Below are 15,945 nucleotides of genomic sequence, written 5' to 3'. Positions count from 1 at the left end.
ACGTATGGCGACGACGGCGATATGGGATGTCACCGACCGATTGAAGCGGGTGATTGATTACGCCATCAATCCCGACAAAACAGCGCAAGATCGCGCCGAGAAGAATGAAGGCTTGCGGCAGGTGCTGGAATATGCAAAAGCGGATGTCAAAACGGAAAGGCAGCTTTATGTGAGCGGCATCAATTGCGACCCACTCACCGCATACGAGCAAATGCAGCGCACCAAGCGGCAGTTTCAAAAGACGGATAGCATTGTGGCTTTTCACGGGTATCAGGCGTTTGCGCCGGGCGAAGCTACGCCGGAGATCGCGCATGCCATCGGCGTCAAGCTGGCGCAGGAGCTATGGGGAGATCGCTTTGAAGTCGTGGTATCGACCCATCTGGACAAGGAGCATTTGCACAATCACTTCGTGCTCAACTCCGTTTCCTTTATAGACGGCAGACGGTATTACGACAACAAAGCCTCCTACGCACTTCTGCGGAGAACATCCGACCGGTTATGCCGGGAACATGCATTGTCAGTAATTGAGCAGCCCGAGCCGGGCAAGGCCAAGCACTACGGAGAATGGAAAGCGGATCAGGAAGGCAAGCCGACTTGGCGAGGATTGATTCGGACCGATGTGGATCAGGCGATTGCAGCATCCATGACGTGGACCCAGTTTATCGCTGCTTTGCAGAAGCAGGGCTATGAAGTGAAAACGACCGTGAAGCATATGGCGGTTCGTCCACCGGGCAAGGAACGCTTCGTTCGTTTGCGCAGTCTGGGAGAAGATTACACCGAAGAGGCTCTGAAGCAGCGTATTTTACGAAACCGTCTCCCCCGGCGGCAACCGTCTTTACCCATGCCGCGACGCAGACGGGCCGTTTGCAAAGGAACGCTTCGATCCGGCAGGAAGTTCAGCGGCTTGCAAGCATTGTACCTGCGCTATTTATATGAGATGGGCATATGGCCTCATTTTCGCGCGTCCCCCAGAAGGACGCATTTTTTATTGCGGGAAGACTTGCGGCATTTGGCGGTTATTACCGCGCAGACCAAGCTGCTCTGTCAGCACCGTATTTCCAGCAAGGATCAGCTTTTGGACTATGTATCTGTCACCCGGCAAGAGATGCGCTTGCTTTACGGCGAGCGCAAAGCGCTGTACAACCGTCTTCGCCGCTGCAAGGAGGAAAGCCAGATCGTTGCTCACAAAGAGCAAATTGCCGCGCTGTCCAAGCGGCTTGTCAAGTTCCGAAAGGAGGTGAAACTTTGTGCGGGTATCCTTTCCCGGTCGAGTGAAATGATGACCAAACTTTATGGGAACGAGCAGTACAAGCCATATCGAAAGGAGGACGCCATTCATGAGCAGTGGAGCCGAGGCGGCCGATCAGGTCGTCAACATGAGTCTGCGGGGCATCGAGGTGATGGCCAAGATTTCCGGTGAAGGCGCTAAGCATCTGGCCGTCTATTTGTTTGCCGCCCTGCAGGGGCAGAAACGGACAAAGGGCAGCATTCGTCTGGAAAGCCTGCTCCGCAGCGGCAAGGAATTGAAAGTATTTGCCGTCAAAAACGAAGACTTGCCTACCTTCTGCAAGGAGGCCAAACGTTACGGCGTTCTGTACTGTGCCCTGCGGGACAAAAAGAATGTCGATGGGTTATGCGACGTGATGGTGCGGGCCGAGGACGCATCCAAAATCAACCGCATCGTCGAGCGCTTCAAACTGGCGACCGTGGATACAGCCAGCATCAAGAGCGAAATTGAGAAATCCCGCGCCGGGAAACAGCAGGACCATCCAGCGTTCGGGGAGCGTCAACAACAAGCATCGGACCAAACCCGGCAGAGGACGGGCGTACAAGGAGCGGAAGTCAAGGGAACGCCAGGAGCGAAGAGCGCCGACGATTTTTTGGCCGAACTGATGCAGAGGCCCGAATCGGCGCAGCCAACTTCCCCGGCGAACGGCAACCCAAACCCCATGATGGCGACGACGGAGCCGCCCCATCCGTCCGAGCCTACCTCCGGGCGCAGCGAAGCATCCGCAAGGGGTACGATTGAACCGGAAGCCAAGACAGCGCCGCAGCGGTCATCGATCCGCGAACTGCTTCGAGAGATCCGGGAAGAAAATCGGAAGGCGGAGAAAGAACGGCGTCAGATGGTCAAGGAATCGTCGCTGCCCAAGCGAAGCGAGCGACATAATGGAAAATCGAAGACGGGCAAAACCAAACCAATCGGAACCCGAAAGCGAGGGAAAGCGAAATGAGCAATCTGGACGATTTATTCCGGCAGGAAACATCCGGCCATTCTTCCACGAATCCATTCGAGCAACCTTTTGACAAGGAAGCGTGGGCACAGAAAAAGCAGGAACTCAGGCAATGGGCCTATGAGACGATTGATGCCGCCACGACCGCCATCGCGCAAAGCGGTGATGAATTTCAGCGATATCTGGATGTGCAAAGCCGTTTTGACCGCTACAGCGTATCCAATGCGCTGCTGATTCTCACGCAGCGGCCGGAGGCGACCCGCATCGCCGAATTCGATTCGTGGAAGGAACAAGGCGTGTTTATTCGCCGCAAGGAAACCGGCTTTTATATTTTGGAGCCGGGCGAGGAGTACCGGAGGGAAGACGGCAGCACCGGCATCAGTTATAACCTCAAAAAGATGTTCGACATCGCGCAAACGACGGCTAACCCAAAACGGGAACAACCGGCCTATCCGGACGACCGGATGCGTATCAAAGCGCTGATGGATCGCGCCCCTGTTCCAATCGTCATTGGGGATGCGATGCCGCCGGAAACGCATGCGCTCTATCAGCCAGACATGCGGAATATTGTCATCCGCGGCGGCATGGATGCCGGGGACATTTTCCGGTCGCTCGCGCAGGAGCTGGCGCATGCGGAACTGGATCGCGGCGATGGCCGTTACAGCCGTTCCGATTTTACGTTCCATGCATATTGCGCCTCTTACATGCTGTGCAAACAGTTCGGCGTAGACACGTCTTCCTTTGGTTTCCATCGAGTGCCGGAGAAGCTGAAGGACATCGAGCCGCAGCACATTCGCGCCGAACTGACGGTGATGAAGGATGCCGCGCATGACATGGCCCGCAGGATGAACCGGATGCTGGCGCAGCAGCGGCAACAACAGCGGCCGGAACCTGCAAGGTAAGCGCCGTCAAGTTCAATTTTACTTGGGAGGGAGCGCCTGTGAAGGAAGAAGAACGGATTCTCTGTTTGGATTATTACGAGCATGGCATTGTGGTGCATGCGCTGAATGCGCTGCGTAATGATTTGATCGGCGAGAAGCGTCCCACCGACGCCGTCGATGATCTGTTGCTCAAAACGATTGAAGCCCCTTATCAAAAACATAAACGCCGGAGCCATCATGAGGCGCGTTGAAACCGCAAGGAGTTATTTGATACTCTTTGCGGTTTTTTTGATTCCCGTCGTTTGGGCGGGATTGCTCACCGCCCCTTCTCTTTCCGGCGGGCTTCCGGCGATGGTGGAGCATCTCAGCGCGGCGATCAACCACCCGTTCGACATTCAGTGGGTAGACGATACGCCGCGCTGCCTACTCATTTTTACGCTGGCCTATGGACTCGGCGTCTGTATTTACTTGGCCTCCCCGCGAAACTATCGACGACGGGAGGAGCACGGCAGCGCCCGCTGGGGCCGGGCGAAAAGCATATGCGCCAAATATAGAAGCAAGCAGCCGGGACAAAACAAAATTTTAACCAAGCAGGTTTGCATCGGGCTCGACGGTCGCAAGCATCGCCGAAATGTGAATGTGCTCGTCGTAGGCGGTTCCGGCTCAGGCAAAACGCGTTTTTATGCCAAACCGAACGTCATGCAGGCGCATACGTCGTTCGTTGTTCTCGACCCGAAAGGCGAAATCTTACGGGATACCGGTCATCTGCTCAAAGCCAAAGGGTATGACATCAAGGTGCTCGATCTGATCAATCCTCACCGCTCCCACGGCTACAACCCTTTCGCCTATTTGAACGACGACAAGGATGTGCTGAAGCTGGTCACCAACCTGATTCGCAATACAACGCCAAAGGGCAGCAATACGAACGACCCGTTCTGGGAACGTTCCGAAACGGCGCTGCTGGAGGCACTCATGTTGTATTTGCTTTATGAAGCCCCCCCGGAGGAACAGAATTTTCCGATGGTGATGGAGATGATTGCCGCCGCCGAAGTGCGGGAAGAAGACGAAACCTACCAGAGTCCGCTGGACGAGTTGTTTGAACGGCTGGCGATGCGCGACCCGGAGCATTTGGCGGTCAAACAGTACAACATCTTCAAACTGGCGGCGGGGAAAACAGCCAAATCGATATTGATCGGCCTAGGCGTTCGGCTGGAGAAGTTCAACTTGCATTCGATTGCCGGGATGAGCCTGGTCGATGAAATGGATTTGGCTGTCATGGGAGAAAAGAAGACGGCGTTGTTTGCCGTTATTCCCGATAACGACAGCAGCTTCAACTTCATCGTCGGGATGCTCTACACCCAGCTTTTTCAATGCCTGATGTATGAGGCTGACTACCGGCACGGCGGACGCTTGCCCGTGCACGTGCATTTCGTGATGGACGAATTTGCCAACGTTGCCTTGCCCGATGAATTCGACAAGCTGCTCTCCACGATGCGCAGCCGCGAGATTTCGGTTTCCATCATCCTGCAAAATTTGGCGCAGCTCAAATCGCTGTACAAGGAGTCGTGGGAATCGATCGTTGGGAACTGCGATGTGTTTTTGTACCTGGGCGGCAATGAACAATCCACCCACAAATACGTATCGGAGCTGCTGGGCAAGGAAACGATCGACACGAACACCTATGGCCAAAGCAAGGGACGCAGCGGCAGCTATTCGATCAACTATCAGTTGTCCGGCCGCGACTTGCTGACGCCCGATGAGGTGCGGCTTCTCGATAACCGTCATGCCTTGCTCTTTATTCGCGGCGAGCGTCCTGTTCAGGACGACAAATACGATTTGCTCAGGCATCCCCATGTCGCGCTCACGACGGATGGCAACGGTCCTCCCTACCAGCATGGGGGCACGGAACTTGCGCTCGATTGGCGAACCGTGACGCTTGATGAAAACGGAGAGTACGAGCTTCTGTCGGAAGAAGACATGGAGTCGCTATTTTTACGAGGGGAATGATGAAAATGAAGTTCAAAAAGAAACGGCTGCTGGCACTGTACATCATGCTGATGTTAACGGGAACCGTATTCGTCTCTACCGCTTATGCCGAGGGCGACCCGATGACGACGGTCAATAATTTGTCCACTTTCATATTCGGATTAATACGGGCCATCGGTATGATCATACTCGGCTTCGGCATTGTGCAGATCGGATTGTCGCTCAAGTCTCACGATCCTTCCCAGCGAGCGAACGGGTTCCTGACGCTCGCCGGCGGGATTATCATTACCTTCACGAAGGAAATTCTTACCCTGATTGCCGGTTAAACGGGAGTCGCAAATGAGGGGAACGGGCGATTTGTCCGTTCCCCGTTTACAGAAAAGGGGTGAGAATATGGCCAAAAACAGTTGGATTATTGACAATCTCGAACATGCGCTCGATACATGGAACGAGAAAATGAACGAAATCTGGCAGCTTGTTACCGAGTCGCCGGCCGACTTCAAGGGCGGCGGCGTGTGGCGCGTCATTACCGACATTCACGGCGCGTTGCAGGCGACGGGACTGGCGCTTCTGGTCTTGTTTTTTGTGATTGGCGTGGTGAAAACGTCCGGCAGTTTTGCCGAAATGAAAAAGCCGGAGATGGCCGTCAAGCTGTTTATCCGGTTTGTCCTGGCCAAAGCGGTCGTCACCTACGGGCTGGAGCTCATGATGGCGCTGTTTACCATTGTTCAGGGAATCATCTCCACGATGATGGGACGTTCCGGGTTCGGAAAGACGGAGGCCATGACCTTGCCGAACACCATTGCAAAAGCGATTGAAGACGTCGGCTTTTGGCAAAGCATTCCGCTGTGGGTCGTCTCCCTTTTGGGCAGTTTGTTCATTACGGTGTTGTCTTTTGTGATGATTCTCTCGGTGTACGGGCGGTTTTTTCGCATCTATTTATATACGGCCATCGCTCCCGTTCCGCTTTCCGCCTTTGCCGGGGAGCCAAGCCAAAATATCGGCAAATCGTTTCTCAAAGGGTATGCGGCCGCTTGTCTGGAGGGAGCGATTATCGTACTCGCCTGCATCATCTACTCCGCCTTTGCCTCCGCTCCCCCGGCGGTCGATGAAAGCGCGGGCGCGGTTACGATGGTGTGGACCTATATCGGAGAGTTGATTTTTAATATGCTCGTTCTCGTCGGCACGGTGAAAATGGCGGACCGGGTGGTGAGGGAGATGATGGGGCTGTAGCTTCATTCCGATTCTTCGCCCAGCAATTCCCGGACGGAAACATCCAGCGCTTTAGCAATCGCCACGACTTCGTAGTCTTGGACAAGCCGATACTGTCCTTCCAGACGCGAAAGACTGGTAGGACTGATGTCGAGACCAGCCGTTTGCAGTCTGGCGAGAAACTCCTTCTGTTTCATCCCCTTTGCCTTGCGGATGGCAACGACTCTCACACCGATTATATTTTTGTCGCCTGGCGGTTCTTTTCGATGTTTCATTTGTATGCACCTCACATTACAAGCAAAATTGTACGTGAGTGCATCGTTGTTTTAATGCGAATATCGAATTAAAATAAAATAAACCGATTTGCGCAATAAAATGGAGAGGCAATCTATCTTTCAGACAGCCAGGAACGCCGATCTAATGAAGACACGGGGAGGCCGACCGATGACACGTTTGCTAGGTCAATTAGAGGAGGAAAGAAGGAAGTTGAACGAACTGGGAAAAAAATCTCTTGAACAGGGAATTCCCCTGTTCGAGAATGAGGCGGTTCAGGCTCAAAGCCGGAAGGTAGACGAGTTGATCGTCCAACTGCACCGCAAGAGGGCCGAACGAGAGCACCAGTTACGCTAACACTCGTTCGCGAGGAGGGGGCAATCAATGCAATTACCGTCATGGTTTCAAAACGCGATTCAGCGGCGGTTGGATCACGTTACAGCTCGGATTGAACGCCATCCCGAGTTGCACAGATGTCGCGATGAAGAGGAATCGGCTTTTCAAGCGATGTTTTCCGGCGTGGATATGACGCAGTTGCCGACGTTTATGGAATGGGAGGACAAGCACCATTTTAAGCAGGCGATCATGAATGAATGGATATATTTGCAAGGCATGCGAGACGGTGCTCAGCTTGTATTTGCGCTTTTGGCAGATCCTCTTCTATCCGGTGATGAGTTGTTGGCAAGCTCGAAAAAGACAGAGCCAACTACGGATAAACCGGAGGATGGGGCCGAACTGTAAACCATAACGAGCATCGTTAATGGGAGGGCTTCAAATGGAAGTGAAAATCAACCGGGAAATCCGGGATTATACGGAAAGCTTATTCTTTGGACTGTCCTTGCGGCAGTTCTTTTTTTCTGTGCTTGCTGTTGGCGTGGCGATCGGACTATATTTTGGACTGCGCGGCCGCTTTGGCTTGGAAACGCTCAGTTGGATGTGCATTTTGGGGGCCGCGCCCTGCGCAGCCTTGGGTTTCATCAGCTATCACGGCATGACGGCCGAGCAGCTGCTTTGGGCGTATGTGAAATCGGAATTTCTGCTGCCAAGGCGATTCGTCTTCTATTCGACCAATATCTATGTTGAAGCGCTGAAAAAGAGCATGCATAGTCATGAGCAGGAAAGGATGAAGCGCCATGATTAAAACGCTCAGACGCATCATCAAGCAGGACAAGGAACGATTTGTCATTCCGAAAGGCGTTCAGCAAGTCATCCCGATTCGCGCCCTCTGGCCGGACGGGATTTTTTTTGTCGGCAACAAGTTCTCCAAATCGTATCGGTTCGAGGATATCAACTACGCCGTAGCGTCCAGGGAAGACAAGGAAGCGATGTTTTTGTCTTATTCCGAGCTGCTCAATTCCTTTGACAGCGGAGCGACCACGAAAATTACAATCCATAACCGGCGTTTGAATCGGGCCGATTTTGAAAGCTCGATTCTGATTCCGCTACGGCAGGACCATCTCGATGTGTACCGGCAAGAGTACAACGAGATGTTGCTCGCAAAGGCCATCGGCGCGAACGGAACGATTCAGGAAAAGTACGTTACCATTTCTGTCGTCAAGAAAAATGTAGAGGAAGCCCGTCAATACTTCGCGAGGGTCGGAACCGAACTGATGTCGCATTTTTCCCGTCTCGGTTCCAAATGTATCGAACTGGATGCAACCGACCGTCTGCGCATTTTCCATGATTTCTTTCGGAGCGGCGAGGAAGCGGATTTTCGTTTCCATCTGTCCGAAACAATGCGTAAGGGGCATGATTTCAAGGACTACATTTGCCCGGATACGTTCGAGTTTGAAAAAGATCATTTTCGGATGGGCCACTTTTTTGGCCGCGTCATCTTTCTGCGGGAATACGCCAGCTATATTAAGGACAGCATGGTGTCCGAGCTTTGCGACCTGAACCGGAATTTGCTGCTGTCGCTGGATATCATCCCGATTCCTACCGACGAGGCCGTTTGCGAAGTGGAGAGCCGTTTGCTCGGCGTGGAGACGAACATCACGAACTGGCAGCGGCGACAAAACCGGAACAACAATTTTTCCGCCGTGGTCCCTTACGATATGGAGCAGCAACGCAAAGAGAGCAAAGAATTTCTGAACGACCTGACCACCCGCGACCAGCGGATGATGTTCGGCCTGCTGACGATGGTCCACATCGCGGACAGCAAGGAACAACTCGACAGCGATACGGAGGCGCTGCTCACAACCGCCCGCAAGCATTTGTGCCAGTTTTCCACGCTGACCTACCAGCAAATGGACGGTCTGAATACGGTGCTCCCCTACGGCTTGCGGAAGGTTCACGCTCTGCGGACGTTAACGACGGAAAGCACGGCTGTCTTTATTCCGTTTCGGGCGCAGGAAATCGTGCATCCGGGCGGCATTTACTACGGACAAAATGTAATTAGCAAAAACATGATCATCGCCAACCGCAAACAATTGCTGAACGGAAACAGCTTTATCCTCGGCGTATCCGGTTCCGGCAAAAGCTTTACCGCAAAACGGGAAATCGTCAACCAGATGCTGGCCAGCGACGACGATATTATCCTGATCGACCCGGAACGGGAATACTCCGCGCTGGTAAACGCAATGGACGGCGAGACGATTCATATATCCGCCACCTCGCCCAACCATATCAATGCGATGGATATGAACCGGCAATATGGCGACGGAGCCAATCCGATCATTCTCAAATCGGAATTCGTCCTCTCGCTTTGCGAGCAATTGATTGGCGGTTACCAGCTGGGAGCCAAGGAAAAGTCGCTCATTGATCGCTGCACCGCCAGCGTGTACAGGAAGTATTTGCAGAGCAACTATAAGGGGCAGCCGCCGACGCTTCAGGACTTTCGCGCGGAACTGCTCAAGCAATCGGAGCCGGAAGCGCAGGACATCGCGCTTGCGATCGAGCTGTTTACTTCCGGCAGTTTGAATACGTTCGCCAAGCCGACCAATGTCAATGTCCATAACCGGCTCATCTGCTACGACATTCTCGACTTGGGCAAACAGCTTCTCCCGATCGGCATGCTGGTTGTTTTGGACAGCATTCTGAATCGGATTACACAAAATCGGGTTAAAGGCAAAAATACGTTTATCATTATCGATGAAATCTATCTTTTGTTTCAGCACGAATACAGCGCCAACTTTCTGTTCACGCTTTGGAAGCGTGTCCGAAAGTATGGCGCTTTTTGTACGGGCATTACGCAAAACGTGGACGATTTGCTGCAAAGTCATACGGCCCGGACTATGCTCGCGAACAGCGAGTTTATCGTCATGCTGAATCAGGCAGCTACCGACCGAGCAGAGCTTGCTGGGCTGCTTAATATTTCGGACCTTCAACTCTCTTATATTACCAATGTTGACGCCGGGAATGGCTTGATGAAGGTAGGCAGTTCCCTTGTTCCGTTTACCGACAGGTTCCCGCGGCATACGAAGCTGTATCGGCTGATGACGACGAAGCCTGGTGAATAGAAGGAAGCGGCCAGAAGGGGCTGGACTCAGGTTAGGTCAGCCCCTTCTTGTCGATGAATAATTATGATATCGACAAAAATACGATGAACTGCTTCTTAATACGGCGGACTATGAAATAAGTGCCAATTTCGAGTATAATAGGTATGGAATCATAGGCCTTTGAGAGCATTGGCATGAGGGAGGTTGTCATGGCCAAAATTATGATTGTGGACGATACGGCGTTCATGAGAATGATGCTGAGAGAGATCATAACCGACAGCGGCTTTGAAGTGATAGCGGAAGCGGAGAACGGAAAGGAAGCCGTGCAATTTTTCAGGCAGTACAGACCCCAACTTGTCACGATGGATATTACGATGCCCGAAATGGATGGCATTGCCGCCTTGAAGGAAATCAAACGAATGGATCCTGGGGCGAAAATCATCATTTGTTCCGCAATGGGACAAAAAGATCGAGTTGTCGATGCGATTACGTCGGGGGCCGCAGATTTTATCGTCAAGCCGTTTCAGAGGGAAAAAGTTCTGGAGACGCTGGCCAAAGCGTTGAAATAGTCGAGCGTTTATGAACAAGATTGGTCGCGTTACAGCTGTCGTTTTCGTTATCTCTCTTGTCGCAATTCTGCTAATTTATATTAAACTTGTTTATGATGTAGTGGATAAGGCCGTGGCCATGTCGCTCGCGGTCTTTTTGCCATTGGCCTACTTGTACGGCAAGCGGTTCGATGCGCTGCTGCGGCTCTCGCAAAGAGACGACTTGACCGGGGTGTATAATCGCGGGTTCATTCAGCGCCTCTTCCCCAAACTGGTTCGCCGATCTCAAAGGCTGCGAAAAAAACTGCTCGTCTTTTATGTTGATGTAGACAACTTCAAGGTTATCAACGACACCTACTCTCACGAAACCGGAGATCGTGTGCTATGTCAACTTTCAAGCCTGCTTACAAAAACAGCGAGCAAATACGACTATGTTGCACGATGGGGAGGCGATGAATTTGTAGTCATTGTGCCGCACACCGACGAAGAAGGAGCCCGGGTGCTCCAGAGACGCCTTGGCAGTGCGCTGTCCATATCGCTGAATGAATTAAAAACGCACGTGCACCTTTCTGTCGGCTATGCGGTTTGTCCCGACGAAAGCGCCGATCTTGGCGAGCTCTTGAGAAGGGCGGACAAGAGAATGTACAAGCAAAAATTCAGCCAACACAATGACTGACATGTGCGTCACAGACAAGGCTTAACGATTTGAACAAAGCCATTTTACGTTATTCCGGTTCTGAATTCAACCTACAACAAGGAGCGCTTAAATTTATGAAAACTGTACCTATCCGTCTAAATCGCATCCAAAATAAAATCGGCCTTGGTTTTCTGGTCGTCGTCATTTTTTTTGTCTTCGCCATTCTTAGCGTAACCCGGCAATTATCCTCTTTCCAGAAGGAAACAAGGTTCATTACGGATCATGATATGCAAGTACATAGTCTGGCCCAGTCCATTGAGAAGGATCTGGTAGATATGGAAACCGGTCAAAGAGGTTTTATTATAACCGGGGAAAACAAATATTTGGACCCGTACAATAACGGCAAATCCAATTGGCAAAAGCACTATGAGGCCCTTTTCCAGCTTGTGGCCGACAATCCAAGACAGCAGGACAACTTGAAAGCCATTCAAAAAAACGTGGAACATTGGATTCAAAACGCCGGCGAGAAAGTAATTGCCTTGAAAAAAGCTAATGACAACAAGGGAATCCAGCAGTTTTTCCAGGACGATCCGGGAAAGCAGGATATGGATGCCCTGCGCGAGCAGCTTGCGTCGTTCCGTTCCATCGAAAAACAGCTCACGTTGAATCGGGTGTCGGCGCTCGAAAAGAAAAACGGTCAACTCCGATTGCAGCTATACGGTTCTCTGTTGCTGGTACTTATCGTTTCGGTCATTTCGTCTTACTTCACCGGCGCATTGACGGCCAGAAACGTACGCAAAGTCGGGAATGCCATCGCAGAAATTGCCTCCTCCGGCGGCGATTTGACGAAACGAATTACAGTGAAAACCAAGGACGAAACGAAGGATTTGGCCGATCAAACGAATTTGCTGTTATCCAGTCTTCAAAGCATGATCGCCGATATTCAAATGAAGACCCTGGAATTGGAACGTTCCTCATCCATGTTGAAGGTTGGCGCTGACGAGAGCTACAAAGCGGCCGATCAAATCTCCGAATCTGTTCAGCGCGTAGCGCAGGGAGCTGAGCAGCAAGTATCCCAGACGGAAGAGATGTCGGCGATTTTGCAGGAGACGGTATCGGGACTGGAGCAGGTTGCCGTCACGACAACCGACGTTTCCGGACTTGCCAGGCGGGCGCAGTCCGTCGCGACGGAGAATGCCGGCGAAATGCAGGCAAATGCGGAAAAAATCGGCCGGATCGAAGAAACGTTTTCCGAAATTCAGGCTTCCGCCGCGGAACTGGCATCGCTGTCTGAAAAGATTCGGGATGTGGTCGGATATATTCAAGACGTCTCCAATCAAACCAATCTGTTGTCGCTGAACGCCGCCATCGAAGCGGCGCGCGCCGGGGAACAAGGGCGCGGGTTTGCCGTCGTCGCCGGTGAAATCCGCAAGTTGGCGGACCAGGCCGCACATTCGACCCTTGAGATTCATGAAACCATTGAAGTGATGTTGAACGGCATTAACGGACTCGTCCAGAAAGTAAACGAGAACAGCCATGGCGTCAAGGATGGCGTTCAGGCCATGCTGAAGGCCAGCGATTCGTTCCGGGCCATTATGAACGAAGTGAACAACTTAAGCGTTCAAGTCATGGAGGTTGCCGCTTCTGTGGGACAGATGTCCGCCGGCAGCAAAGCGATTGAAGGTTCCATTCGGGAAATTACGAAGATTACGGAAGAAACCGCTTCGTTCACGGAAGAGGTTGCGGCCATGACCGAGGAGCAGGCGGCCACGAGCCAGGAAATGCTGCAAACCGCTCGCCAGCTTGGCGAAATGTCGGATTCCCTGAAAGCGTTAGTCGGCAAGTTCAAAGTATGACTGCAAGTCCCGATCATCCGATGGAGATCGGGATTTTTTTAGTGTTTGCTCCCCTCATTGACACTGATTAAAAAGGGAACATATTGTCAACAATAAAATGGAATTGAAATATGAGGGGATCGTAATGGGGAAGACGAAAGGATTTTGGAGCCGCCGCCCGCGCTCCGATCAGAGCGAGGTCGAACGCTTAGCACATCAGGAAGAAAATCGGCAAGTCGATCAGGTTCTTTCCGCAAATCTGTCCGAGAATGTTCATGCGCTTCAGCGCTTGTATACCCGTTGTTCAGATGTGATTTTTCACGAGTTCTGCATAGGCAATTGCATGGAAGCTATGCTCGTTTATATCGACGGTCTCGTTCATATCGAAGAAGTGGATCAACATGTGCTCGCTCCGTTGCAGCGGGATCTCCCCATGGATTGCACGCTGGCGGATATTCGCGGAAAAATCGCTGTTTCCTCGATAAAAAAAGTGGATACGACAGCCGAAGTGATTGAAGAAATATCCGGCGGAAATCCCGTATTGCTGATGGAATGCGAGCCTCACGGACTGGCAATCGGCTTGCCGAAATGGGAAAAACGGGCCATCGACGAGCCGTCCGCCGAATCGGTGTTGCGCGGCCCTCGGGAAGGGTTCATCGAGTCGCTTCGCACCAATACGGCTCTGTTGCGGCGTAAAATCCGAACCCCTCATCTCAAAATCGTCACGATGCATATGGGGACTTATACGCGTACGCAGATTGCGCTCGCCTATCTGGAGGGGGTTGCAGCCCCTTCCTTGGTAGAAGAAGTCACAAGCCGTCTGCAACGAATCGAGATCGATGGCATTTTGGAGAGCGCGTACATTGAGGAATTGATTGAGGACAACCCGTTCTCCCCGTTCCCGCAATTGCTCTCTACCGAAAGGCCGGACGTGGCGAGCGCTTACTTGCTCGAAGGACATGTCGTCGTGCTCATCGACGGTACGCCCAGCGTGCTGATTGCGCCGATCACCTTTTACTCCTTGCTGCAGTCTCCGGAAGATTACTACGAGCGGTATGTTGTCGGTACCGCCATACGCTGGCTGCGCTATTTGTTCTTTTTGATCTCCTTGCTGGGTCCGTCTTTCTACATAGCGGTTATTACTTACCATCAGGAAATGATACCGAACGCTCTGTTGATCACAATGGCCAGATCCCGGGAGCAAATCCCGTTTCCCGCCATTGTCGAAGCATTGCTGATGGAATCGATGTTTGAAGCGCTGCGCGAAGCCGGCGCGCGGCTGCCGAAGCAAATCGGCACCGCCGTCAGCATTGTCGGAGCGCTGGTTATCGGTCAAGCGGCCATTGCCGCCGGCATCGTCTCTGCGCCGATGGTAATGGTTGTGGCCATAACGGGCGTCGCGTCGTTTATGGCTCCCCGCTTTACCGTCGGCATTGCCATCAGGCTGCTGCGGTTCCCTATGATGGTGCTTGCCGGCTTTCTTGGGCTGCTGGGATTGATTATGGGGGGCATACTCATTCTGAATCACCTGTTCAAACTGCGTTCGTTCGGCGCTCCGTATATGGCTCCCTTGGCCCCGATGCAATCACGCAGTCTGAACGATGTGCTCTGGCGCGCTCCGCGCTGGCTCATGACCAAACGTCCCCATATGACGGGGGCGTGGAATCCCAGAAGGCAGCCCGCCGGTCAACGTCCGGGCCCGCATAAAGGGGAGACAGACGATTGACGAGATCGGGTGCTATGTTGATGGGGGGGCTGATTGTCTCGTCGGTGCTGCTGTCCGGATGTTGGGATCGGACCGAAGTAAACGATTTGGCGATTCTTACGGCCGGTGGATTGGACTTGACGGAAGATCGGAAACTGGAGCTTTCCGTTAAGCAATATGTGGTATCGCCATCTTCCTCCGAACAATCGGGAAGCTTATCTTCAGACACCGGCGGAGGTTCCGGCAAGTCGGTCGTTCGTTCCTCCTGCGGTGTATCGATGGCCGATGCGGAATCCCATTTGCAGCAAGTGTTGAGCCGCAAAGTGTTTTGGGGCCAGGACGAAGTATTCGTATTCGGTCAGCGGCTGGCGAAAGAAGGACTCGCCGAACCGATGGAATTTTTGACGAGGCACCCGATTCCGCGGGAGCGGGCCAATGTTTTCGTCAGTCAGAGTCCCGCGAGCGAGATACTGGAACTTGATCCGCCGATTGAACGCTCGGTTTCGCAAGCTTTGCGCAAAATGGCCGAAAATGAAACCGGGCTGAATATTACGATAAAAGAACTGGCCGAAATGATGGCGGGAAGATCCAGATCGGCTGTCATTCCCTGGGTAGAAATCAAGCCTGGCGATGGAAAACAGGCCGCATTCGCATACATTATCGGCTCGGCAGTCCTGAAAAACGGCAAGATGATCGGACGAATGAACGATGCCGAGACGCGGGGAATCATGTGGTTGAGAAACGAAGTGAAAAAAGCGACGGTGACCGTTTCCCCGGGCAAAGGCAAGGGACTCGTGTCGCTTCAGTTGCTCAAAAGCCGCACCGAGTTAATCCCGCATATTCAAGGGAGGCAATGGAGCCTGACGGTTCGGATCGAGACCCGGGACGACATCATCGAAAATACATCGGATCTTGATCTTTCCGTGCCGGACCATATCAGCGAGTTGGAGCGCGAGCTCGAAGACGATATTAAACGTCGCATTCAAATGGCGCTAAAACGCGCGCAAAAAGAGATGAAAGCCGATATTTTCAATTTCGCGGACGCCTTCTATCGGAAGTACCCGAGGGAGTGGAACCGAAACAAGGACCGCTGGGACGATCTTTATTCCCATTTGGAAGTCAACGTACAAGCCAAGGTCAAAGTTGTCCGTCCCGGCATGACCAACAAAAGCATATTTAAGCCGGAACAGAGGTGAC

17 protein-coding genes are annotated in these 15,945 nt (G+C 52.5%); 16 read left to right on the top strand and 1 reads right to left on the bottom strand.

Annotated elements, in window-relative coordinates; genetic code table 11:
• Positions 1 to 4 precede the first annotated feature (4 nt).
• The 7 genes from MYS68_RS33460 (at position 5) to MYS68_RS33430 (ending at position 6,334) form a co-directional block, all read left to right on the top strand.
• On the top strand, positions 5 to 1,420 hold the full coding sequence (locus MYS68_RS33460; RefSeq protein WP_248929883.1) for a relaxase/mobilization nuclease domain-containing protein: 1,416 nt from the start codon (positions 5 to 7) through the stop codon (positions 1,418 to 1,420).
• Complete coding sequence (locus tag MYS68_RS33455; RefSeq protein WP_080835113.1) at positions 1,338 to 2,234, top strand: PcfB family protein; 897 nt, start codon at positions 1,338 to 1,340, stop codon at positions 2,232 to 2,234. Before MYS68_RS33460 ends, MYS68_RS33455 begins: the two co-directional genes overlap by 83 nt.
• Positions 2,231 to 3,136: a hypothetical protein gene (locus MYS68_RS33450; RefSeq protein ID WP_248929882.1), complete on the top strand. Its 906-nt coding sequence runs from the start codon at positions 2,231 to 2,233 to the stop codon at positions 3,134 to 3,136. Before MYS68_RS33455 ends, MYS68_RS33450 begins: the two co-directional genes overlap by 4 nt.
• 38 nt (positions 3,137 to 3,174) lie before the next feature.
• Positions 3,175 to 3,366: a hypothetical protein gene (locus MYS68_RS33445; protein ID WP_110843104.1), complete on the top strand. Its 192-nt coding sequence runs from the start codon at positions 3,175 to 3,177 to the stop codon at positions 3,364 to 3,366.
• Entirely contained in the window at positions 3,353 to 5,122 is a 1,770-nt protein-coding gene (locus tag MYS68_RS33440) for a VirD4-like conjugal transfer protein, CD1115 family (protein WP_110843105.1), read from the top strand. Before MYS68_RS33445 ends, MYS68_RS33440 begins: the two co-directional genes overlap by 14 nt.
• 5 nt (positions 5,123 to 5,127) lie before the next feature.
• A complete protein-coding gene (locus MYS68_RS33435) occupies positions 5,128 to 5,427 on the top strand; it encodes a glutamyl-tRNA amidotransferase (protein WP_425454001.1) in 300 nt (99 codons plus the stop codon).
• Positions 5,428 to 5,494: 67 nt separating this feature from the next.
• Positions 5,495 to 6,334: a VirB6/TrbL-like conjugal transfer protein, CD1112 family gene (locus MYS68_RS33430; protein ID WP_110843106.1), complete on the top strand. Its 840-nt coding sequence runs from the start codon at positions 5,495 to 5,497 to the stop codon at positions 6,332 to 6,334.
• A 2-nt stretch (positions 6,335 to 6,336) separates the two neighbouring features.
• On the opposite strand, the gene MYS68_RS33425 is transcribed toward MYS68_RS33430, so the two are convergent.
• Positions 6,337 to 6,588, bottom strand: coding sequence for a helix-turn-helix domain-containing protein (locus tag MYS68_RS33425; protein ID WP_054819090.1), 252 nt, complete (start codon positions 6,586 to 6,588; stop codon positions 6,337 to 6,339).
• A gap of 169 nt (positions 6,589 to 6,757) precedes the next feature.
• Between MYS68_RS33425 and MYS68_RS33420 the strand changes: the two genes are divergently transcribed.
• The 9 genes from MYS68_RS33420 (at position 6,758) to MYS68_RS33380 (ending at position 15,944) form a co-directional block, all read left to right on the top strand.
• Positions 6,758 to 6,943, top strand: coding sequence for a Spo0E family sporulation regulatory protein-aspartic acid phosphatase (locus tag MYS68_RS33420; protein ID WP_248929881.1), 186 nt, complete (start codon positions 6,758 to 6,760; stop codon positions 6,941 to 6,943).
• Positions 6,944 to 6,970: 27 nt separating this feature from the next.
• Entirely contained in the window at positions 6,971 to 7,327 is a 357-nt protein-coding gene (locus MYS68_RS33415) for a hypothetical protein (protein ID WP_110843108.1), read from the top strand.
• Positions 7,328 to 7,361: 34 nt separating this feature from the next.
• Complete coding sequence (locus tag MYS68_RS33410; RefSeq protein WP_110843219.1) at positions 7,362 to 7,727, top strand: PrgI family protein; 366 nt, start codon at positions 7,362 to 7,364, stop codon at positions 7,725 to 7,727.
• Positions 7,720 to 10,044, top strand: coding sequence for a VirB4-like conjugal transfer ATPase, CD1110 family (locus MYS68_RS33405; protein WP_248929880.1), 2,325 nt, complete (start codon positions 7,720 to 7,722; stop codon positions 10,042 to 10,044). Before MYS68_RS33410 ends, MYS68_RS33405 begins: the two co-directional genes overlap by 8 nt.
• A 188-nt stretch (positions 10,045 to 10,232) precedes the next feature.
• On the top strand, positions 10,233 to 10,592 hold the full coding sequence (locus MYS68_RS33400) for a response regulator (protein WP_110843110.1): 360 nt from the start codon (positions 10,233 to 10,235) through the stop codon (positions 10,590 to 10,592).
• 10 nt (positions 10,593 to 10,602) lie between these two features.
• Positions 10,603 to 11,247 carry a GGDEF domain-containing protein gene (locus MYS68_RS33395; protein ID WP_110843111.1) on the top strand — a complete coding sequence of 215 codons (645 nt, stop codon included), beginning with the start codon at positions 10,603 to 10,605 and terminating at the stop codon, positions 11,245 to 11,247.
• Positions 11,248 to 11,342: 95 nt separating this feature from the next.
• Positions 11,343 to 13,064 (top strand): methyl-accepting chemotaxis protein, encoded by a 1,722-nt coding sequence (locus MYS68_RS33390; protein ID WP_110843112.1) that lies wholly within the window; start codon positions 11,343 to 11,345, stop codon positions 13,062 to 13,064.
• Between the two features lie 124 nt (positions 13,065 to 13,188).
• Entirely contained in the window at positions 13,189 to 14,769 is a 1,581-nt protein-coding gene (locus tag MYS68_RS33385; RefSeq protein WP_248929879.1) for a spore germination protein, read from the top strand.
• Positions 14,766 to 15,944: a Ger(x)C family spore germination protein gene (locus MYS68_RS33380; RefSeq protein WP_245954948.1), complete on the top strand. Its 1,179-nt coding sequence runs from the start codon at positions 14,766 to 14,768 to the stop codon at positions 15,942 to 15,944. The genes MYS68_RS33385 and MYS68_RS33380 overlap by 4 nt, the downstream gene beginning before the upstream one ends.
• The last annotated feature ends 1 nt before the right edge of the window (position 15,945 follow it).

This window comes from Paenibacillus hamazuiensis (assembly GCF_023276405.1).
Taxonomy (GTDB): Bacteria; Bacillota; Bacilli; order Paenibacillales; family NBRC-103111; genus Paenibacillus_AF; species Paenibacillus_AF hamazuiensis.
The sequence above is the reverse complement of the archived record's forward strand: the minus strand, read 5'-3'. Positions and strand labels throughout refer to the sequence as shown.

Bases quoted from the DNA above. Each gene is read 5' to 3' on its own strand.
- MYS68_RS33460 (WP_248929883.1), top strand. From the start codon at position 5: ATGGCGACGACGGCGATATGGGATGTCACCGACCGATTGAAGCGGGTG.
- MYS68_RS33455 (WP_080835113.1), top strand. From the start codon at position 1,338: ATGAGCAGTGGAGCCGAGGCGGCCGATCAGGTCGTCAACATGAGTCTG.
- MYS68_RS33450 (WP_248929882.1), top strand. From the start codon at position 2,231: ATGAGCAATCTGGACGATTTATTCCGGCAGGAAACATCCGGCCATTCT.
- MYS68_RS33440 (WP_110843105.1), top strand. From the start codon at position 3,353: ATGAGGCGCGTTGAAACCGCAAGGAGTTATTTGATACTCTTTGCGGTT.
- MYS68_RS33435 (WP_425454001.1), top strand. From the start codon at position 5,128: ATGAAGTTCAAAAAGAAACGGCTGCTGGCACTGTACATCATGCTGATG.
- MYS68_RS33430 (WP_110843106.1), top strand. From the start codon at position 5,495: ATGGCCAAAAACAGTTGGATTATTGACAATCTCGAACATGCGCTCGAT.
- MYS68_RS33425 (WP_054819090.1), bottom strand. From the start codon at position 6,588: ATGAAACATCGAAAAGAACCGCCAGGCGACAAAAATATAATCGGTGTG.
- MYS68_RS33420 (WP_248929881.1), top strand. From the start codon at position 6,758: ATGACACGTTTGCTAGGTCAATTAGAGGAGGAAAGAAGGAAGTTGAAC.
- MYS68_RS33415 (WP_110843108.1), top strand. From the start codon at position 6,971: ATGCAATTACCGTCATGGTTTCAAAACGCGATTCAGCGGCGGTTGGAT.
- MYS68_RS33410 (WP_110843219.1), top strand. From the start codon at position 7,362: ATGGAAGTGAAAATCAACCGGGAAATCCGGGATTATACGGAAAGCTTA.
- MYS68_RS33405 (WP_248929880.1), top strand. From the start codon at position 7,720: ATGATTAAAACGCTCAGACGCATCATCAAGCAGGACAAGGAACGATTT.
- MYS68_RS33400 (WP_110843110.1), top strand. From the start codon at position 10,233: ATGGCCAAAATTATGATTGTGGACGATACGGCGTTCATGAGAATGATG.
- MYS68_RS33395 (WP_110843111.1), top strand. From the start codon at position 10,603: ATGAACAAGATTGGTCGCGTTACAGCTGTCGTTTTCGTTATCTCTCTT.
- MYS68_RS33390 (WP_110843112.1), top strand. From the start codon at position 11,343: ATGAAAACTGTACCTATCCGTCTAAATCGCATCCAAAATAAAATCGGC.
- MYS68_RS33385 (WP_248929879.1), top strand. From the start codon at position 13,189: ATGGGGAAGACGAAAGGATTTTGGAGCCGCCGCCCGCGCTCCGATCAG.